Origin of the sequence: Streptomyces yangpuensis (genome assembly GCF_024666385.1) — a bacterium.
In the GTDB taxonomy this organism is placed as follows: Bacteria; Actinomycetota; Actinomycetes; order Streptomycetales; family Streptomycetaceae; genus Streptomyces; species Streptomyces yangpuensis.
Map to the genome: position 1 here is coordinate 2,149,807 of NZ_CP102514.1, position 19,259 is coordinate 2,169,065.

The window sequence follows — 19,259 nt, forward strand, 5'->3', positions numbered from 1 at the left end:
TCGGGCGGTTCGCCCCCACCCGGCAGTGGATGCGGGCTCATCCGCTGGCCACCGACGCCGTGCTGGCGTTCGGCGCGCTCGTCGCCATGGTCGTCGGCTCCTTCGCCGACCCGCACGGCCCGCACGGGCCCACCTTCGGGACCCGCACCCCCGAGCCCTTCTCCCTGCTGCTGATGCTGCTCGGCTCGGCCGCGCTGGTGTTCCGGCGCCGGCAGCCGATCGCCGTGCTCGCGGTGACCTGCGGGCTCTCGCTGCTGGAACTGACCACCGGGGAGCCGCGGGCGCCGGTCGCGATGTGCACGGTGATCGCCCTGTACACGGTGGCGGCCCTCACCGACCGGCCGACGACCTGGCGGATCGGGCTGCTCACCATGGCGGGCCTGACCGGGGTGGCGATGCTCGCCGGGCCGCTGCCCTGGTACGCGCAGGAGAATCTCGGGATCTTCGCCTGGACCGGCATGGCCGCGGCCGCCGGGGACGCCGTACGCAGCCGGCGGGCCTTCGTCGACGCCATCCGGGAGCGGGCCGAGCGGGCCGAACGGACCCGCGACGAGGAGGCCCGGCGGCGGGTCGCGGAGGAACGGCTGCGGATCGCCCGGGACCTCCACGACGTGGTCGCCCACCACATCGCCCTCGTCAACGTGCAGGCCGGGGTCGCCGCGCACGTCATGGACAAACGCCCCGACCAGGCCAAGGAGGCGCTGGCCCACGTACGGGACGCCAGCCGGTCGGCGCTGAACGAGCTGCGGGCGACCGTGGGCCTGCTGCGGCAGTCCGGCGACCCGGAGGCACCGACCGAGCCGGCACCGGGGCTGGGCGTGCTCGACGAACTGGTGGACACCTTCCGGCACGCCGGGCTGCCGGTGCAGGTGATCGTGCAGCTGGACTGCGGTACGGGCCCGTTGCCGGCCGCGGTGGACCTGGCGGCGTACCGGGTGATCCAGGAGGCGCTGACCAACGTGCGCAAGCACGCGGGGCCGGGGGCGCGGGCCGAGGTGAGCGTGGTCCGGGTCGGGCCGTCGGTGGAGGTGACCGTGCTCGACGACGGGGGCACGGAGCCCGTCGACACCGAGCCCGGCGGTGGCCACGGGCTGCTCGGGATGCGCGAGCGGGCCTCCGCCCTGGGGGGCTCCTGCTCCACGGGACCCCGCTTCGGCGGCGGCTACCGCGTCCACGCCGTATTGCCGTGGGCTTAGCTGGCCATCCTTTTCCCTTTCCCGGGCTCCGCCCGGACCCGCGCCTCAAACGCCGGCGAGGCTGGGTTCGGCTACGAGCAGACGCGGCGCCAGGCGTCGAGGTCGTACCGCTTCTGGATCGAGCTGAGCTTCAGCGTCTTCGAGCGTGGACAGAAGCGGGACGTGGAGAGTTCGTACTCCGCGTGGAAGACGGCCTTGCCGGCTTCGATGAAGGGCGTCAGCCGCTCGCACTCGTCGTACTGCGCGCACTGCTCGTTGACCGCGAAGTCGAAGTCCCCGACGAGCTGCGGGATCTGGTCGAGGTCGTTCTTCAGGCCGACGGCCATGCCCCGGTCGTGGGCGAGCTTCGCGATCAGCCGGTTGTAGCGCAGCTGGTCGTCGGCGGTGAGCGGGAAACCGGACGTGTTCTGATAGCCGTCCATGTTGTCCGGTTCGACCGCGTCGAAGCCCTTGTCCCGGCACATGTCGAACCGCTTGGCCATCAGCGGTTCCAGCTCCGCCACCCGCCGGATGTCCAGCCAGCGCTCCCCCTCCCAGCCGTTGCCCTTGCCCAGGAGGTCCCGCGGGAACGCTTCTGCGTCCGGCCGGAAGTCCTCCCACGCGCCCGTGGAGAGATAGCAGATGGTCTTGCGGCCGGCCTTCTTCAGCTCGGCGACCTGCGCCTTCGTGGTGTTGAAACCGTCGATGTCGTAGACCGGTGCCTTCACCGAGGTGTCGAGCCTTCCGGTGAGCTGCCACTGCCAGCCGGTGCCGGGCGGGGGCTGCCAGCGTTGGCCGGGGGCGAGTTCCGGCCAGCGGTACGGTGCGTCGTCGCCCTCGTCGTCCGGTCCGGACGTGCAGGCGGCGAGCAGCAGCAGGGGCACGACCAGCAGGAGCCGCAGGAGTCGCAGCGGCCGCGGGGCCCTCATTCCGCCGCCTCCAGTGCGTACGGGAGGGTCCCCCACGGGTGGGGGCCGTTCCCGGGGACGGCGCAGTGCACGCCCGCACCCCGCTGCGCGGCCAGTTCCCCGGCGAGCCGGGCGGCGAGTTCGCCGGGCGGGACGCCGTAGACGAGGTGGCAGAACCGCTGGGCGGGGTGGTCGGCCGTCCAGTCCGGTGGCGCCGCCGCCTCCCGGTAGGCGTCCCAGGGGCCCTCGAAGGTGACGAGCAGGTCGGCGAGTTCGGCGTAGCCGGGGTGCGGGTGGGCGCCGTGGTTGAGGACGAGGGTGCGGGCGCCCGCGGCCCGGGCGGCGACCGTGAGCCGCCCGTAGTGCGGGAGGAGATCGGGGTCGGCGGAGGCCTGGTCGAGGAAGGCCCCGTCGCTGGCGTACCAGTCGCGGTGGCGCAGCAGGTCCTGCACCACCGCGGCGTGCGGGCGCCGCCCGTAGTCGGTGTCGACGTATCCGAGTACGGGCACGCCGGCCTCCCGGAGCCGCTCGGCGACGCGGGCGAACCGCTCGTCGCGGGCGGCTCCGGGCCCGCTGTCGGGGTTGAGCACCACCGAGTGCAGCCGGTCCGCGCAGCGGATGAGCCGCTCCCAGGCCTCGGGCCGGTCGGCGGGATGCTCGTAGAGGGGCACCAGCAGCATGGGGTCCTTCTTCTCGTCCGTGTCGTACGTCTCGTGCGTCATCGGTGGGCGGTCGCGCGGCCGAGGAGCAGGCAGACCAGGACGGCCAGGGCGGCGGCGGCCGTGCCCGCCACGACCAGCTGGACGACCCGGGGCTGGCCGAGCCCGGTCAGCAGGGCCACGCTCTGGGCGACGGCGGCCGAGGCGCAGACCACGGCGGCGGGCCGGACGGCGCCGAAGGACTGCAGGAGCAGCCCGCTCCACATCACCGCGCCGAGCAGCAGCAGGGTGGCGACGCGGACTCCGGTGAGGCCGGGGGCGCCGGGCCACAGCAGCGTTCCGGTCAGGCCGAGGGCCAGGAGCACCGCCAGGTAGATGCCGAGGCAGCGGGAGAGGGTGGCGAGCATCCGGTGCCGGAACTGCCGGGGTGAGCGGGCGCCCCGGAGTCCGGAGAGGCTGCCGCTGCGGAAGCGGTGCAGGAGCCATTCGGCGGGGCCCATGCTGAGGGTGAGGGCCACCGCCGAGGGGGCTGCGACGGCCTCGGCGGGGCCTCCCGCGAGGACCTCGCCCAGGGCGGCGTAGAGCACGAGGAGGCCGGTGCCCAGGCCGAACACGCCGAAGGGCACCGAGTCCCCGAGCCGGGGCCCGCGGGGCGTGTACTCCTCCTCGGCCCCGCGCAGCATCTGCCAGCGCACGGGGCCGACCCGCGCGGGGCGGCGGGCCGACCGGTCCCGGATCCGGTGCGCGGCCGTCCGGAGCCCCTCGGCCAGCGGGAGTTCCCGTACGGCGAGGGCGCAGGCGGCCAGCAGGGACACCCCGAGCAGGGTCACCCGTACCGGTACGGGCAGGTCGACGAGGAGCACTGTCACGGCCCCGGCGGCCATCGGGGCGAGGGCGGCGAGCAGGACCCGCTCCCGGCCGAGGACCAGCAGGACGGTGGCGGCTCCGACGTAGAGGGCCTGTCCGGCGGCGAAGGCGTAGGAGAACGGCGGCCCGCCGGGTACGGACAGCGCGGCGGCGGTGCCGAGCAGGGCTCCGACGGGGGCGCCGACGAGGAGCGTGCGTCCGGCGGCGGCCCGGTCGCCGAGGCCGAGCCAGGAGTAGGCGCGGTGGGAGAGGGTCTGGTCCCAGACCCAGCCGATGAGTGCGCCGGCGAGCAGGGTCAGCGTTCCGGCCGGCAGGCCGAGGCGGTCCTGGGGGCCTTCGAGGAGGGGCGCGCCCAGGAGGTAGGCCAGGCCGGGCAGGGCGAAGATGACGCCGCGCAGCAGGCAGGCGGTGAGGGAGACCTTCCAGGGGTCGGGGGCGGGCCCCGGCTCCGGGAAGGAGCGGGGCACCCGGGCGTAGAGCTCCTCGGCGAGGGCGAAGGAGTCGTGGCGGCCGTAGGTGAGCCGGATGTACTCGTCCGTCATGCCGTCGGATTCGAGGACGGCGGCGATCTCGTCGGGGTGGACGGCGGAGGCGATGAACGTGTCGAGGCGTTCGGCGAGTTCGTCCATCGGGTCGGCGGCGGGTCCGGGGTCCCCGGCGCGCTGCCGGGGGATCGCCGGGAGCCTGCCGGAGTCCGGGCCGGAGCCCGGACCGGGGGGTTTGAGCCAGAGGGATCCGCTCACCAGACCCTGCCTTCCCCGGACTCCGCCTGGGGGCGTCCCAGCGCGGCGAGTTCGCGGTACCAGGGGTCGGCGAGCCGCTGGGTCCAGGCGTCGCCCGCGTGGACGGGCAGGACGGGCTGGCCGGCGAGTTCCCGGTAGATGTGCCGGAAGCCGTCGACGGACTGGTGGAGGGTGAACTTCTCCACGACCCGTCGGCGGGACATCCGGCCGAGTTCGGCGCGGCGTTCGTCGTCGCGGAGCAGGGCGAGGGTGGCGCGGGCCATGGTCTCGGGTTCGCGGGGCGGGACGACCAGGCCGGTGTCCCCGACGGCCTCACGGACCCCGCCGACGTCGGTGGAGACGGTGGTACGGCCGCAGGACATGGCTTCGATGATGCTGAAGGGGAAGCCCTCGCTGATGGAGGAGAGCATCACGATGCTGCCGGCCGCGTAGGCCCGGGCCACCTTCTCGATACGGCCCTCCCAGGTGATCCCGTCGGTCACGCCGAGTTCGGCGGCGAGCTTCTCCAGGCGGAGCCGGTAGTTCTCGCAGCCGGCGGGGACGGGGCCGAAGAGGCGCAGCCGCAGGGCGGGCATCTCCTCGCGCATGAAGGCGTAGGCCCGGATCAGGGTTTCGAGGTCCTTGATCGGGTCGATGCGGCCGCACCAGCTGAGGGTGGGCACGTCCGGTTCGGGGCCGGCCTCGGGGAAGGCGTGCGGGTCCACGCCGTTGTAGACGGTGCGGATCCGTGTGGAGTCGGCGCCCCCGCGTTCCTCCCAGCGGCGGTTGTACTGGTTGCAGGGGGTGATCAGGTCGGCCTGGCGGTAGCCCTCGGTGTTGAGCTCGCGGTAGAAGCCGAGCATGAGCGCCTTGACGGGCCAGCGCTGTTCGGCGGTGCGGTAGCCGAGGTAGCGCTCGCGCAGGTAGATGCCGTGCTCGGTGAGGAGGAAGGGCACCGCGTCGAGGTACTTGGCGGCGAGGGCCGGCAGGGTGGCGAGGCCGCTGCTGACGGCGTGGGCGACGCTGTCGGGCGGGATGCGCACCGCGAGCGGGCGCAGGGCGTGCTCCAGCAGGTCGGTGGCGGTGAGGGCGTCGTGGATGGTGGGGGCGGCCTCGGCGGTGGAGAGGCCGCGCCGGGTCCAGACGTTCATCAGGAGGCGCAGAACCGATTCGGAGCGCAGGGCCGGGGCGAGTTTCCCGGCGCGGGCCAGGACGGCCAGTTCGCGCAGGGCCTCGGAGAAGGTGCGGTCGGCGGGGTCGGCCGACGGGTGGAGCAGGGAGAGCAGGAAGCTCTCGTAGACCTGAGTGAAGCGGCGGTGGGCCCGGCCGCGCAGGGCCGAGCGTCGGCCGCGGCCGGGCGGTGGGCCCCAGAGCGGGACGGATGTGTGCCGGTAGACGTTGCGGGGCAGTTCCCAGGTGACCGGCTCGCGGCCGGATCCGGTCAGGGCTATGACGTTGAAGTCGACCTCCGGCATGCCGCGGACCAGCTGGTCGCACCAGGTGCTGACGCCCCCGTGAACGTGTGGATAGGTGCCTTCGGTGAGCATGGTGACGTGACGCCCATGACTCATGCGGTGTGTCCCCCCAGGACGGAAAAGGGGCCGGCGCCCGTCGGGATCGCGGAGCGCCGGCAGTAGGTGTTACGGGTGATGGCTTGCCGGTGGGTCAGCTGGGCAGCTTGAGCGTGACGGCGCTCTGCAGCAGCTCGGGGCCGGTCCAGGCGGAGCGGTTGCCGGCGTAGGCGGTGCCGAAGTCCGAGGAGCCGAGCAGCATCTGCTTCTTGGTGCCGTTGGGGGCGGTGACCGGGGCCACGACTCCGGACGGTGCCTTGATGGTGACGTCGTTGCCGATGCGGTAGGCCGTGACCTTGCCGTCCGCGAGCGCCTTGTCCCAGGCTGCGCGGCGCTGGAGCTCGACGCCGGTGTCCTTCATGCTCTGGTTGACGATCGGCGCGCTGGGCGCGTAGAGCCCGCGGTAGGTGTCGAGGACCTGGTTGAGCACGGGGTAGAGGGTGCGGTCCTCGGCGAGGTTGGACTGGTGGACGTAGTGCGGCCGCGGGTCGTTGGCCAGGACGTGGCGCAGGGCGGTGCGGGCCTCGGCCGGGACGATGTGGTTCAGGTAGCCGGTGTTGACGTCCAGCGGGGCCGGCAGACAGGTGGAGGTCGCCGGATTGTCCTCGCAGACGCCGCTTCCGCCGTGGGCACGGCTGGTGTAGATCCAGTTGTACTCGTCGGCCATCTCGGCGTTGGTGCCCGTGTTGTAGTACACGTTCATCGGGTGCCGGGGGACGGTGAGGGTGGAGCCGATCGCCCGCTGCGCGGGCTCGCGGGAGTTGTCGCTGCCGGCCCACTTGACCCCGTTGTCGGCGAGGGCGCCGGCCAGGTTGGGGTTGTCCACGGGCTGCTGCGGGGCGGTCTTGAGGCCGGAGTGCTCGCCGGTGACGAGCTCGGACCTGTCGAGGGTGATGCCCTTGGAGGCGGCCCAGTTGTTGTTGTCGCGGATCTGGGCGGAGATCTCGGCGCGGCTCATGTACTGGATCGCGCCCTGGGCGTTCTTCGTGCAGGTCCACGGGATGGTCGTGGTGTCCTGGACGCAGCCGAGGAACGGGTGGGTGTAGGTGTGGTTCATCCAGCGGTACTTGGCGCGGTCGGCGACGAGCTGGGCGGTCAGCGCGTCGACGCCGCCGTTCTCGGCCTTCCACTCCTCGCCGGCGCCGCCGTTGAAGAGCATGTCGAGCTTGAAGTTCTTGGAGGTCTGCCACTGCGCCGCGTACACGGCGTCGGCGGCGCTCATCCGGATGGTGCTCTCCTGGCCCTCGCCACCCGGGCAGGCGTAGTCGCCCGGCGTGCAGTTCAGCTCCTTGTTCCAGCGGGCGTCGGGGGCGAAGACGTCGTCGACGTGGACCGCGAAGTAGTTGCGGCTCTGGCCGAGGTGCACCCCTTGCGTCAGCCAGTCGACGATGCCGCGGGCGAGCAGCCGGAACTGCTGCTGGTACTGGTTGTAGCCGAAGGTCACGACCAGCTCGCTGCGTCCGTCGTGGACGTACTCGCCGACGAGCGAGGCCCGTCCGGAGCCGACGGGGGCGTCGACGAAGCTGGTGTAGCCGGGGCGCGGCTTGCCCATGTAGCCGTAGCTCTCGGGGACGAGGGCGGAGTTGTCCTCGAAGGTGACCTGTCCGCCGAGGTAGGCGAAGGGGCCGGCCTTGCCGGCGGTGGTGACGGCGGCCTGGGTTCCGTCGAGCTGTCCGCTGTATCCGCCGTTGTCGGTGTATTCCAGCCCGACGCCCGGGTGGGCCCAGGTGTAGGCGTCGACCTGGCGGATTCCGTACGTCGTCTCGTACGCGGTGAGCGCGGCCATCTCGGCGGAGCCCGCGCCGAAGGGGTTCTCGTTGGGCAGGACGACGCCCTGGTATTTGGCGCGCGGCCGGCCGTCGACCGTGTCGCTGAGGAACGCCGCGTTGATGACCGGGCGGCTGGCGCTGCCCAGCTGGACGCGGGTGAAGGGCACTCCGGTGTCCCGGAGCTCCGCGGCGATGGCCTCGACCGAGCTGCCGCCGTCGTCGACGACGAGCACCTTGAGGTCGATCCGCGGTGGTGTCGCGGCCGCCTGGGCGGTCGCGGCGGGTACTGCCACGGACACCAGGGCGGCCGCGGCCATGACGGCGGCCAGCCTGTTCATCCGGTTCTTGTTGACCATTTCGGCCTTTCCCCCCGCAGGCGTCCCTCGACGCGGCCTTGGGCGGTGTGCCGGGCCGTGGGAGGCTCTGTGGAAATCATGCAAAAGGACCCCGCGTCCCCTTGCGAGAGTGGACCGAGTCTTTCGGACCTCGTCAGGTCTACGAGGCAAACCTGGAGCAGAGTCCACGGACGGGTGAACCTGATGACTGCTTGATCGAACAACTTGCCAAACCTTCGAGTGCCGTACGGGCGAGCCCGTGCGCGTAGGCTCCTTTCAGGCGGCCGTCGGGCCCCGAATACGATCGCTAGGACGGCCGTCCACCCACTCGGCCCACCCACACAAACGGAAGCGAGACTTCACCACCGTGACTGCTCTGACTCTCAGCACTGCCGGCGCGGCGACGCTGCGCGCCGACGCCCTCGTCGTCGGTGTCGCCAAGGGCCCCAAGGGCGCGATCGTCGCCGCGGGCGCCGAGGCCGTGGACAAGGCGTTCGACGGCAAGCTCGGCGGTGTCCTCGACGCACTCGGCGCCTCGGGTGCCGAAGGCGAGGTCACCAAGCTGCCGGCCCCGGCGGGCCTCAAGGTCCCGGTCGTGCTGGCGGTGGGGCTCGGCTCCGTCCCGGAGAAGGACGAGTCGTTCGACGAGGAGGTGCTGCGCCGCGCCGCCGGCGCCGCCGCCCGCGCGCTGCACGGCAGCAAGAAGGCCGGTTTCGCCCTCCCGCTGGAGGACGCCTCCGCCGTCACCGCCGTCGCCGAGGGCGCGCTGCTGGGCGCGTACTCCTTCACCGCCTACCAGGGCGGCGAGAAGAAGGCCGGCAAGGAGAAGGACTCCGGTCCGAAGCAGCCGCTCGCCGAGGTGGCCCTGCTGGGTGCCAAGCCGCGCGACAAGGAGCACAAGGCCGCCGCGGAGCGCGCCACGGTCGTCGCGACCGAGGTCAACGTCGCCCGTGACCTGGTGAACACCCCGCCGAACGACCTGACCCCCGAGGCCTTCGCCGCGGTCGCCTCCGCGGCCGCGAAGGAGAACGGCATCAAGGTCCAGGTGCTGGACGAGAAGGCGCTGCTCAAGGGCGGCTACGGCGGCATCATGGGCGTCGGCAAGGGCTCCGAGAACCTGCCGCGCCTGGTGAAGCTCACGTACACGCACCCCAAGGCGGAGAAGACCCTGGCCTTCGTCGGCAAGGGCATCACCTACGACTCGGGCGGCATCTCCCTGAAGCCGGCCGGCCACAACGAGACGATGAAGTGCGACATGGCCGGCGCCGCCGCCGTCTTCGCCTCCGTCGTCGCGGCCGCGAAGCTGGGCCTGAAGGTCAACGTCACCGGCTGGCTCGCGCTCGCCGAGAACATGCCGTCCGGTTCCGCCACCAAGCCCGGTGACGTCCTGCGCATGTACAGCGGCAAGACCGTCGAGGTCCTCAACACGGACGCCGAGGGCCGTCTGGTCCTCGGTGACGCGCTGACCAAGGCCTCCGAGGACGCCCCGGACGCGATCGTCGACGTCGCCACCCTGACCGGCGCGATGGTGCTGGCCCTCGGCGACCGCACCTTCGGGATCATGGCGAACGACGACTCCTTCCGCACCGCGATCCACGAGATCGCGGAGGAGGTCGGCGAGTCCTCCTGGCCGATGCCGCTCCCCGCGGAGCTGCGCAAGACCATGGACTCCCCCACCGCCGACATCGCGAACATGGGTGTCCGCATGGGCGGCGGCCTGGTGGCCGGCCTCTTCCTCCAGGAGTTCGTCGGCGAGGGCATCACCTGGGCCCACCTCGACATCGCCGGTCCGGCCTTCCACGAGGGCGCGCCGCACGGCTACACCCCCAAGGGCGGCACCGGCTCGGCCGTGCGCACCCTGGTGCGGCTGGCCGAGCGTACGGCCACGGGCGACCTGGGCTGACACTTCGGTGTGACGCGTGACGCACCCCGGGCCCCCGCGGGCCCCGCGGGCTCCGGGGTGCGTTCAGCCGACAACGAAATCCGTAGGTTTCTACGCAGCGGTAACCCTCGCTTCGGAGAGAACGCCCTCTCACAACGTGGGCCCGGCGTCCCGCGTTCCCCCGACAAATGCGAAGATGGGTTCTCGGCAGGACAGGGCCCCCACCACAGGGCCGAAGAAACAGCGGCCGATTACCAGCCGCCGCCCGGTCACAGAGGACCGGTGCCCGGCGCACATGCATGGAGGACGTGACGTGGCGAACGACGCCAGCACCGTTTTCGACCTAGTGATCCTCGGCGGTGGCAGTGGCGGTTACGCCGCGGCGCTGCGCGCATCCCAGCTGGGTCTGGACGTTGCCCTGATCGAGAAGAACAAGCTCGGCGGCACCTGCCTGCACAACGGCTGCATCCCCACGAAGGCTCTGCTGCACGCGGGTGAGATCGCGGACCAGGCTCGCGAGGCGGCCCAGTTCGGCGTGAAGGCCACCTTCGAGGGCATCGACATCGCGGGTGTGCAGAAGTACAAGGACGAGGTCATCTCGGGCCTGTACAAGGGCCTGCAGGGCCTTGTCGCCTCCCGCAAGGTGACCTACATCGAGGGTGAGGGCCGCCTTTCCTCGCCGACCTCCGTCGACGTGAACGGGCAGCGCATCCAGGGCCGCCACATCCTGCTGGCGACCGGCTCCGTGCCGAAGTCCCTGCCGGGCCTGGAGATCGACGGCAACCGCATCATCTCCTCGGACCACGCGCTGGTCCTGGACCGCGTGCCCGAGTCCGCGATCGTCCTGGGCGGCGGCGTCATCGGCGTCGAGTTCGCCTCGGCGTGGAAGTCCTTCGGCTCCGACATCACCGTCATCGAGGGCCTCAAGCACCTCGTGCCGGTCGAGGACGAGAACAGCTCCAAGCTGCTGGAGCGCGCCTTCCGCAAGCGCGGCATCAAGTTCAACCTCGGCACCTTCTTCGACAAGGCCGAGTACACGGAGAACGGCGTCCGCGTGACGCTGGCCGACGGCAAGACCTTCGAGGCCGAGGTGCTGCTGGTCGCCGTCGGCCGCGGCCCGGTCTCGCAGGGCCTGGGCTACGAGGAGCAGGGCGTCGCGATGGACCGCGGCTACGTCCTGGTCGACGAGTACATGCAGACCAACGTGCCGACGATCTCGGCGGTCGGCGACCTCGTCCCGACCCTGCAGCTCGCGCACGTCGGCTTCGCCGAGGGCATCCTGGTCGCGGAGCGTCTGGCCGGCCTCAAGGCCGTCCCGATCGACTACGACGGTGTCCCGCGCGTCACCTACTGCCACCCCGAGGTCGCTTCCGTCGGCATCACCGAGGCCAAGGCCAAGGAGATCTACGGCGCGGACAAGGTCGTGGCCCTCAAGTACAACCTGGCGGGCAACGGCAAGAGCAAGATCCTGAAGACCGCGGGCGAGATCAAGCTCGTCCAGGTCAAGGACGGTGCCGTGGTCGGCGTCCACATGGTCGGTGACCGGATGGGCGAGCAGGTCGGCGAGGCCCAGCTGATCTACAACTGGGAGGCCCTGCCGGCCGAGGTCGCGCAGCTCATCCACGCGCACCCGACCCAGAACGAGGCGCTCGGCGAGGCCCACCTGGCCCTGGCCGGCAAGCCGCTTCACTCGCACGACTAGTTCGTCCCGGGCGCGACGACCACTTCCGCACTTTCGTAAGGAGCAACAGAAACCATGTCGGTTTCCGTAACCCTTCCGGCGCTCGGCGAGAGCGTCACCGAGGGAACTGTCACCCGCTGGCTGAAGGCCGAGGGCGAGCGCGTCGAGGCCGACGAGCCGCTGCTCGAGGTCTCGACCGACAAGGTCGACACCGAGATCCCGTCGCCCGTCGCCGGCATCCTGGCCTCGATCAAGGTCGCCGAGGACGAGACCGTCGAGGTCGGCGCCGAGCTGGCCGTCATCGACGACGGCTCCGGCGCTCCGGCTGCCGCCGCGGCCCCGGCCGCCGAGCCGGCCGCCGCCGAGGCCCCCGCGGCCGCTCCGGCCCCCGTCGCCGAGGCCCCCGCGGCCCCGGCTCCGGCCGCCGAGGCGCCGGCCGAGGCTGCCGCCCCGGCCGCCTCCGGCACGGACGTGGTGCTGCCCGCGCTGGGCGAGTCCGTCACCGAGGGCACCGTCACCCGCTGGCTGAAGCAGGTCGGCGAGTCCGTCGAGGCCGACGAGCCGCTGCTCGAGGTCTCCACGGACAAGGTCGACACCGAGATCCCCGCGCCGGTCTCCGGCACCCTGCTGGAGATCCTGGTCGGCGAGGACGAGACCGCCGAGGTCGGCGCCCGTCTGGCCGTCATCGGCGTCGCCGGTGCCGCCCCGGCCGCTGCCGCTCCGGCCGCCGCCCCGGCTCCGGTCGAGGCCGCTCCGGCTCCGGCCGCCGCCCCGGCGCCCGCCGCGGCTCCGGCTCCGGCTCCGGCTCCGGTCCAGCCCGCCCCGGCCGCCGCTCCGGCTCCGGTCCAGGCTGCCGCTCCGGTCGCCGCTCCGGCTCCGGTGACCCCGGCTCCGGCCGCCGCCCCGGCCGCTCCGGCCGCCGCGCCGGCGTCCGCCGGTGACGAGGCCGCGTACGTGACCCCGCTGGTGCGCAAGCTCGCCTCGGAGTCCGGCGTGGACCTGTCCGCGGTCTCGGGCACCGGTGTGGGTGGCCGTATCCGCAAGCAGGACGTCCTGGCCGCCGCCGAGGCCGCCAAGGCCGCCGCTGCCGCCCCGGCTCCGGCCGCCGCCCCGGCCGCCGCGAAGGCTCCGGCCGCCGCGGTCTCCGAGCTGCGCGGTCAGACGGTCAAGATGACCCGCATGCGCAAGGTCATCGGCGACAACATGATGAAGGCCCTGCACTCGCAGGCACAGCTCAGCTCCGTGGTCGAGGTGGACATCACCAAGATCATGAAGCTGCGCGAGAAGGCCAAGGCCGGCTTCCTCGCCCGTGAGGGCGTCAAGCTGTCCCCGATGCCGTTCTTCGTCAAGGCCGCTGCCCAGGCGCTGAAGGCCCACGCGGTCGTCAACGCCCGGATCAACGAGGACGAGGGCACCATCACCTACTTCGACTCGGAGAACATCGGCATCGCCGTCGACTCCGAGAAGGGCCTGATGACCCCGGTCATCAAGGGTGCGGGCGACCTCAACCTGGCGGGCATCTCCAAGGCGACCGCCGACCTGGCCGCCAAGGTCCGCGGCAACAAGATCACGCCGGACGAGCTGTCGGGCGCGACCTTCACCATCAGCAACACCGGTTCGCGCGGTGCGCTGTTCGACACGGTCATCGTGCCCCCGAACCAGGTCGCCATCCTGGGCATCGGTGCCACGGTGAAGCGCCCGGTGGTCATCGAGACCGCCGAGGGCACCAACATCGGCATCCGCGACATGACGTACCTGACCCTGTCCTACGACCACCGTCTGGTGGACGGCGCGGACGCGGCCCGGTACCTCACCGCGGTCAAGGCGATCCTCGAGGCCGGCGAGTTCGAGGTCGAGCTGGGCCTCTGAGCCGAACGGCTTGTAACCAGCCTCACTGTCGGCGCCCCCGTCCGGGATACTCCCGGGCGGGGGCGCCGCCGTATTGTCTACGCATCAGGCCCCGCCGTGTCCCTGCACACCCACCAGGAGATGAAGCCCCGATGATCACCCCACCCGTCGTGCACTCGCTGCGCGAGCAGATCCGCGAGCACATCGTGGAGGGGATCGTCAGCGGCCGCTGGAAGCCCGGTGAGCGGATCGTGGAGCGGCGCATCGCGGTGGAGCTGGAGGTCAGCCAGACCCCCGTACGGGAGGCGCTGCGCGAGCTGGAGACGCTGCGGCTGATCGAGTCCGCGCCGAACAAGGGCGTGCGCGTACGGAACCTCTCCGCCGCCGACCTGGAGGAGATCTACCCGGTCCGGGCCGGTCTGGAGCAGATCGCCGCCGAGCTGGCGGCGCCGCGGCTGGCGGCGGACTGCTCGGCGCTGGAGCCGCACGTGGCGGCCCTGTGGGAGGCCGACCGCAGCTCGGACGGCACGGCCCAGGTGCGGCACACGGTGGGCTTCCACCGGGAGATGGTGCGGGCCGCCGGGAACAGCGTGCTGCTGCACACCTGGGAGAGCCTGGGCATCGAGGTGTTCACGGCTCTGTCCATCCGGTGGCTGGGCACCGTGCAGAAGTCCTACGCCGAGGAGCACGAGGCGCTCGTCGAGGCCTTCCGCAGTCGGGATCCGGACATCGGTGTGCTGGTGAAGCGGCATGTCCTGGGGTGCGCACCCCGGGCCTGAGCCACCGTTTCGCCCCGTTTTGACCGGGCACCGCGTGCCCGTTTTCCTGGCACGCGGTGCCGACTTTTGTCGGATCGACGTTTCTTCGTCACTTTTATTTGATCGATCATCGATCAGGGATTTACAGTCGTCGCGGACCTCAACCAGGTCCATCGACCCTGTCCTGCCCGTCAGGGATTTTCTTCACCACCTCTCCTTTGTCCGGAAGGCGGCGCACAGCGATGTCCGACCCCGTAGGAAAGCTTCCGAGCGAGCTCGACCAGCTCCCGGACCGCGACACCGAGGAGACCGCCGAATGGGCGGCCTCCCTCGACGCCGTCGCACAGGCCGCCGGTACGCGCCGCGCCGAATACCTGCTCCGCCGCACGCTCCAGCACGCCGAGGCCGCCGGCCTGGCCCTGCCGAAGCTGCTGGAGACGGACTACGTCAACACCATCCCCACCGCCGCGGAGCCCGAGTTCCCGGGTGACGAGGCGATGGAAGCGAAGATCACCGCCTGGAACCGCTGGAACGCGGCCGCGATGGTGACCCGCGGCTCCAAGTACGGCGTCGGCGGCCACATCGCCACCTTCGCCTCCGCCGCGTGGCTGTACGAGACCGGCTTCCAGCACTTCTTCCGCGGGAAGGAGACGGACGGCTCGGGCGACCAGCTCTACATCCAGGGCCACGCCTCCCCCGGCATCTACGCCCGCGCCTTCCTCGACGGGCGGATCTCCGAGCAGCAGCTCGACAACTTCCGCCAGGAGTCCGGCGGCAACGGCCTGCCCTCCTACCCGCACCCGCGGCGCCTGCCGTGGCTGTGGGAGTTCCCCACGGTCTCCATGGGCCTCGGCCCGCTCTCCGCGATCTACCAGGCGCGCTTCAACCGCTACCTGCAGAACCGGAACATCAAGGACACCGCCAACTCGCACGTCTGGGCCTTCCTCGGCGACGGCGAGATGGACGAGCCCGAGTCGACCGCCGCCCTGGCCCTGGCCTCCCGCGAGCAGCTCGACAACCTGACCTTCGTCATCAACTGCAACCTGCAGCGCCTCGACGGTCCGGTCCGCGCCAACTTCCGCGTGGTCCAGGAGCTGGAGGCCCAGTTCCGCGGCGCCGGCTGGAACGTCATCAAGACCCTGTGGGGCTCCGCCTGGGACGAGCTGTTCCAGCTCGACACCACCGGCGCCCTGGTGCGCCGCCTGCGCGAGGTACCGGACGCGCAGTTCCAGACGTACGCGACCCGCGACGTGGCCTACATCCGCCAGCACTTCTTCGGCGTCAACGCCGAGCTCGTGCAGCTGGCCGGTGTGCTCTCCGACGCGAAGATCGCCGAGTGCTTCCACACCTCCCGCGGCGGCCACGAGCCCCGCAAGGTCTACGCCGCGTACAAGGCCGCCCTGGAGCACAAGGGCGCGCCGACGGTCATCCTTGCGCAGACCGTCAAGGGCTACACCCTCGGTGCCGGGTTCGAGTCGAAGAACGCGAACCACCAGATGAAGAAGCTGACGATCGACGAGTTCAAGAGCATGCGCGACAAGCTCGGACTCCCGATCCCGGACAGCGCCTTCGAAGGCGGCCAGGTCCCCTACGGCCACCCGGGCGCGAACAGCCCCGAGGTGCGGTACCTGAACGAGCGCCGCGCGGCCCTCGGCGGCCCGGCTCCGGCCCGCAAGGTCCACCACGTGGCCCTGCCGGCCCCGGCCGACCGCTCCTTCGCCCCGCTCATCAAGGGCTCCGGCAAGCAGGAGATGGCCACCACCATGGCCTTCGTCCGCCTCGTCAAGGACCTGATGCGGGACAAGGAGACCGGCAAGCGCTGGGTGCCGATCGTCCCCGACGAGGCCCGTACCTTCGGTATGGAGTCGCTCTTCCCGTCGGCCGGCATCTACTCCCCGCTGGGCCAGACGTACGAGCCGGTCGACCGCGACCAGCTGATGTACTACAAGGAGGCCAAGGACGGCCAGATCCTCAACGAGGGGATCACCGAGGCCGGCGCCATGGCCGACTTCATCGCCGCCTGCACGTCGTACGCGACGCACGGCGAGCCGATGATCCCCTTCTACATCTTCTACTCGATGTTCGGCTGGCAGCGCACCGCCGACCAGATGTGGCAGCTCGCCGACCAGCTCGGCAAGGGCTTCATCGTCGGCGCCACCGCCGGCCGCACCACGCTGACCGGTGAGGGCCTGCAGCACGCGGACGGCCACTCGCACCTGATCGCGTCCACGAACCCGGCGTCGCTGAACTACGACCCGGCCTTCGCGTACGAGATCGCGGTGATCGTCAAGGACGGTCTGCGCCGGATGTACGGCGAGACGCCCGAGGACGTCTTCTACTACCTCACGGTCTACAACGAGCCGAAGGTCCAGCCGGCCATGCCGGAGGGCGTGGAAGAGGGCATCCTCAAGGGCCTCTACCGCTTCAACCAGGCCTCCGACCTGGAGAACGCGCCCGCCGCCGACTCCCCGAAGATCCAGCTGATGGCCTCGGGCACCGCGATCCACTGGATCCTCGAGGCGCAGGCGCTGCTCGCCGCCGAATGGAACGTGGCCGCCGACGTCTGGTCCGCCACCTCCTGGGGCGAGCTGCGCCGCGACGCGCTGGAGTGCGACGAGGCGCTGCTGCGCGGCGAGGTGCGCACCCCGTACGTCACCCGCGCCCTGGAGGGTGCGGCCGGCCCGGTCCTCGCCGTCTCCGACTGGATGCGTCAGGTCCCGGACCAGATCAGCCAGTGGGTGGAGCAGGACTACACCTCGCTGGGCACCGACGGCTTCGGCCTGTCCGACACCCGTGAGGGCGCCCGCCGGCACTTCGGTGTCGACGCCCGGTCGATCGTGGTGGCCGCGCTGGCCCAGCTGGCCCGCCGCGGCGAGGTGCCGGCCTCCTCGGTCAAGGAGGCCCGGGAGCGCTACGGCCTCTGAGCCGTGTGAATCCGGACGCGAAAGGCCGGTGTCCGCCCCCCAGGGGGTGGGCACCGGCCTTTCGCCGTACGAGCGGTGGCGGCGGCGGGGCCGACCCGTGATGCTGGAGCGGTGATGGACGAGACGGAGTTCTGGGAGATCGTCGACCGTACCCGCGAGGCCGCCGACGGCGACCCCGAGGACCATGCCGAGCTGCTCGTGGAGCGGCTGGCGCAGCTCGATCCGGACTCCGTCCTGGACTTCGCCCGCCATTTCGAGTCCCGGTACAACCGGGCGTACACCTGGGACCTGTGGGGCGCGGCCTGGGTGCTGCTCGACGGGGCGAGCGACGACGCCTTCGACTACTTCCGCTGCTGGCTGATCGGCCAGGGGCGGGAGGTCTTCGAGGGCGGGGTGCACGACCCGGACCATCTGGCGGAGCTGCTGGGCGACTTCGACGAGGAGATCGACGGGGACGGCGAGGAGCTCGGCTACGCGGCCGACGAGGCGTACGAGCAGCTGACCGGGGCGGTGGCCCCGGATCTGGGGATCCCGCTGCAGGCGGCGGAGCCGGAGGGTACCCCGCTGGACTTCGAGAACGAAGCCGTGCTCGCGGAGCGCTTCCCCCGGCTCTGGAGCCGGTTCCGGGGCTGAGGCCCCGGTTCAGCAGTGCGTGCCGCCGTCGATGCGGATCTCGGTGCCGGTGATGAAGGCGCCGTCCTCGGAGCCCAGCATGGCGACGACTCCGGCGACGGTCTCGGGGCCGGCGAAGCCCTGGCCGATGGCCGGGGCGAGCTTGGCGAAGAGGGACCAGTCGGTGTCCTCGGGCAGGCCGGGGCCGCTGCCGGTGGTCATGCCGCTCTCGATGGAGCCCGGCGCGACGCTGACGAAGCGCAGACCCTGCTTGCTGTACTCGGCGGCCAGCGCGTGGGTCATGGACTGGATGCCGCCCTTGCTGGCCGCGTAGGCGGACATGTAGGGGTGGGCGAAGGACGCCGAGGTGGAGCTGAAGTTCACGACGACCGGCCGGTCCGCGGCCAGCAGGGCCGGGAGGGATTCGCGGATCATCAGGAAGGTGCCGGTCAGGTTGACCGCGATGACCTGGTTCCACAGCTCCAGCGTGGTCAGGTGCGTGTGCTCGGAGCGCAGGATGCCCGCCGCGTTGACCAGTACGTCGATTCCGCCGAGGGTGCGGGCCGCGACGGCCACGCCCTCCCTGACGGCGCTCTCGTCGGATATGTCGAGGAGCGCGGTGGTCAGCCGGTCCCCGTGGCCCGCGGCGGCGGCGTGTTCGGCGGTGGCCTTCAGGCCGGCCTCGCTGACGTCCACGGCGTGGACCCGGCCGCCCTCGGCGAGGAGGCGGTGAACGGTGGCCCGGCCGATGCCGGAGCCGCCGCCGGTGATGAGGACGCGACGTCCTTCGTAACGGTTCATGGCGTGAGCGTACCGAAGCAGTGACACGTTTTGTCATGCCGACAAAAAATGTCTTTCTCGGAGTGGGTGAACGGTAGGCTGCTCCCGTGAGATCCCCTCGTCCGTACGCCCCCCAGGCCGGCCCCGGAGCCCCGTCGCTGACCGAGCGCCGCAAGGCCGCCACGCAGCTCGACATCGCCCGCGCCGCCTGCGAGCTGTTCGCCGAGCACGGTCCCGACGGCACCACCGCCGAGGACATCGCCCACCGCGCGGGCGTGGCGCTGCGCACCTTCTACCGCTACTTCCGCAGCAAGCAGGAGGCCGTGGCCCCGCTGCTGGCGGGCGGCGGCGACGCCTGGCGCGCACTGCTGGCGGAGGAGGACCCGGGCACCCCCCTCGCGGAGGCGCTGGAACGTGCCGTCACCCGGTCGCTGAGCGGCCCGCAGGCGGTCGAGGAGGGCCTGGAGGTGACCCGCGGCCTGCTGCGCGCGGCGGCGGACGATCCGGCGCTGCGCGCGGTCTGGTACCGCGTGAACCAGGAGTCCGAGGAGCGTCTGGCGCCGGTGATCGGCGGGCTGGCGGGGGCGGACGCCGACGTGCGGGAGGTGCGGCTGCTGGCCGCCGCCGCCACGGACGCGATCCGCGTGGCGCTGGAGCTGTGGTCGGCGACGGACGCCCCGGTCTCGGGGCCCGGCTCCCCCGCCGAGCTCGCGGTCCTGTGCCTGCGGGACCTCACAGGAGCGATGCCCCTGCTGCGCTGAACCAGCG

At 71.7% G+C, this 19,259-nt stretch carries 14 protein-coding genes; 8 read left to right on the top strand and 6 right to left on the bottom strand.

The window, feature by feature from the left end; all coding sequences use genetic code 11:
* The first annotated feature begins 29 nt into the window (after nt 1-29).
* On the top strand, nt 30-1,196 hold the full coding sequence (locus NRK68_RS09900) for a sensor histidine kinase (RefSeq protein ID WP_183065577.1): 1,167 nt from the start codon (nt 30-32) through the stop codon (nt 1,194-1,196).
* A 71-nt stretch (nt 1,197-1,267) separates the two neighbouring features.
* On the opposite strand, the gene NRK68_RS09905 is transcribed toward NRK68_RS09900, so the two are convergent.
* The 5 genes from NRK68_RS09905 to NRK68_RS09925 all read right to left on the bottom strand — a co-directional run bounded on the left by NRK68_RS09905 (nt 1,268) and on the right by NRK68_RS09925 (nt 8,027).
* Nucleotides 1,268-2,104: an endo alpha-1,4 polygalactosaminidase gene (locus tag NRK68_RS09905; protein WP_257855601.1), complete on the bottom strand. Its 837-nt coding sequence runs from the start codon at nt 2,102-2,104 to the stop codon at nt 1,268-1,270.
* Nucleotides 2,101-2,805 carry a spherulation-specific family 4 protein gene (locus NRK68_RS09910; RefSeq protein WP_257855602.1) on the bottom strand — a complete coding sequence of 235 codons (705 nt, stop codon included), beginning with the start codon at nt 2,803-2,805 and terminating at the stop codon, nt 2,101-2,103. Before NRK68_RS09910 ends, NRK68_RS09905 begins: the two co-directional genes overlap by 4 nt.
* Nucleotides 2,802-4,352, bottom strand: a complete 1,551-nt coding sequence (locus NRK68_RS09915) for a hypothetical protein (protein WP_257855603.1) — start codon at nt 4,350-4,352, stop codon at nt 2,802-2,804. Before NRK68_RS09915 ends, NRK68_RS09910 begins: the two co-directional genes overlap by 4 nt.
* Nucleotides 4,349-5,902: a GT4 family glycosyltransferase PelF gene (gene pelF / locus NRK68_RS09920; RefSeq protein WP_183065081.1), complete on the bottom strand. Its 1,554-nt coding sequence runs from the start codon at nt 5,900-5,902 to the stop codon at nt 4,349-4,351. The genes NRK68_RS09915 and pelF overlap by 4 nt, the downstream gene beginning before the upstream one ends.
* Nucleotides 5,903-5,996: 94 nt before the next feature.
* Complete coding sequence (locus NRK68_RS09925) at nt 5,997-8,027, bottom strand: hypothetical protein (RefSeq protein ID WP_183065082.1); 2,031 nt, start codon at nt 8,025-8,027, stop codon at nt 5,997-5,999.
* Nucleotides 8,028-8,373: 346 nt separating this feature from the next.
* Here NRK68_RS09925 and NRK68_RS09930 point away from each other — a divergent pair, with 346 nt between their 5' ends.
* The 6 genes from NRK68_RS09930 to NRK68_RS09955 all read left to right on the top strand — a co-directional run bounded on the left by NRK68_RS09930 (nt 8,374) and on the right by NRK68_RS09955 (nt 17,732).
* Nucleotides 8,374-9,909 (top strand): leucyl aminopeptidase, encoded by a 1,536-nt coding sequence (locus tag NRK68_RS09930; RefSeq protein WP_183065083.1) that lies wholly within the window; start codon nt 8,374-8,376, stop codon nt 9,907-9,909.
* A gap of 292 nt (nt 9,910-10,201) precedes the next feature.
* The gene (lpdA, locus tag NRK68_RS09935; RefSeq protein WP_183065084.1) at nt 10,202-11,590 is read left to right on the top strand and encodes a dihydrolipoyl dehydrogenase; all 1,389 of its coding nucleotides are present in this window, start codon (nt 10,202-10,204) and stop codon (nt 11,588-11,590) included.
* Between the two features lie 54 nt (nt 11,591-11,644).
* Entirely contained in the window at nt 11,645-13,438 is a 1,794-nt protein-coding gene (gene sucB / locus NRK68_RS09940) for a 2-oxoglutarate dehydrogenase, E2 component, dihydrolipoamide succinyltransferase (RefSeq protein ID WP_183065085.1), read from the top strand.
* Nucleotides 13,439-13,572: 134 nt separating this feature from the next.
* Nucleotides 13,573-14,196, top strand: a complete 624-nt coding sequence (locus tag NRK68_RS09945; RefSeq protein ID WP_030654838.1) for a GntR family transcriptional regulator — start codon at nt 13,573-13,575, stop codon at nt 14,194-14,196.
* A 221-nt stretch (nt 14,197-14,417) separates the two neighbouring features.
* Nucleotides 14,418-17,099 (top strand): pyruvate dehydrogenase (acetyl-transferring), homodimeric type, encoded by a 2,682-nt coding sequence (aceE, locus tag NRK68_RS09950; protein WP_183065086.1) that lies wholly within the window; start codon nt 14,418-14,420, stop codon nt 17,097-17,099.
* Between the two features lie 114 nt (nt 17,100-17,213).
* Nucleotides 17,214-17,732 carry a DUF4240 domain-containing protein gene (locus NRK68_RS09955; RefSeq protein WP_220818586.1) on the top strand — a complete coding sequence of 173 codons (519 nt, stop codon included), beginning with the start codon at nt 17,214-17,216 and terminating at the stop codon, nt 17,730-17,732.
* A 9-nt stretch (nt 17,733-17,741) separates the two neighbouring features.
* Here NRK68_RS09955 and NRK68_RS09960 read toward each other — a convergent pair whose 3' ends face one another.
* Complete coding sequence (locus NRK68_RS09960) at nt 17,742-18,512, bottom strand: SDR family NAD(P)-dependent oxidoreductase (RefSeq protein ID WP_183065088.1); 771 nt, start codon at nt 18,510-18,512, stop codon at nt 17,742-17,744.
* Between the two features lie 86 nt (nt 18,513-18,598).
* On the opposite strand from NRK68_RS09960, the gene NRK68_RS09965 reads away from it, so the two are divergent.
* Nucleotides 18,599-19,252 (top strand): TetR/AcrR family transcriptional regulator, encoded by a 654-nt coding sequence (locus tag NRK68_RS09965; protein WP_257855604.1) that lies wholly within the window; start codon nt 18,599-18,601, stop codon nt 19,250-19,252.
* The last annotated feature ends 7 nt before the right edge of the window (nt 19,253-19,259 follow it).

Excerpts from the sequence above, each read along its gene's own strand:
- NRK68_RS09900 (WP_183065577.1), top strand. The coding sequence starts at position 30 with ATGCGGGCTCATCCGCTGGCCACCGACGCCGTGCTGGCGTTCGGCGCG.
- NRK68_RS09905 (WP_257855601.1), bottom strand. The coding sequence starts at position 2,104 with ATGAGGGCCCCGCGGCCGCTGCGACTCCTGCGGCTCCTGCTGGTCGTG.
- NRK68_RS09910 (WP_257855602.1), bottom strand. The coding sequence starts at position 2,805 with ATGACGCACGAGACGTACGACACGGACGAGAAGAAGGACCCCATGCTG.
- pelF (WP_183065081.1), bottom strand. The coding sequence starts at position 5,902 with ATGAGTCATGGGCGTCACGTCACCATGCTCACCGAAGGCACCTATCCA.
- NRK68_RS09925 (WP_183065082.1), bottom strand. The coding sequence starts at position 8,027 with ATGGTCAACAAGAACCGGATGAACAGGCTGGCCGCCGTCATGGCCGCG.
- sucB (WP_183065085.1), top strand. The coding sequence starts at position 11,645 with ATGTCGGTTTCCGTAACCCTTCCGGCGCTCGGCGAGAGCGTCACCGAG.
- aceE (WP_183065086.1), top strand. The coding sequence starts at position 14,418 with ATGTCCGACCCCGTAGGAAAGCTTCCGAGCGAGCTCGACCAGCTCCCG.
- NRK68_RS09955 (WP_220818586.1), top strand. The coding sequence starts at position 17,214 with ATGGACGAGACGGAGTTCTGGGAGATCGTCGACCGTACCCGCGAGGCC.
- NRK68_RS09960 (WP_183065088.1), bottom strand. The coding sequence starts at position 18,512 with ATGAACCGTTACGAAGGACGTCGCGTCCTCATCACCGGCGGCGGCTCC.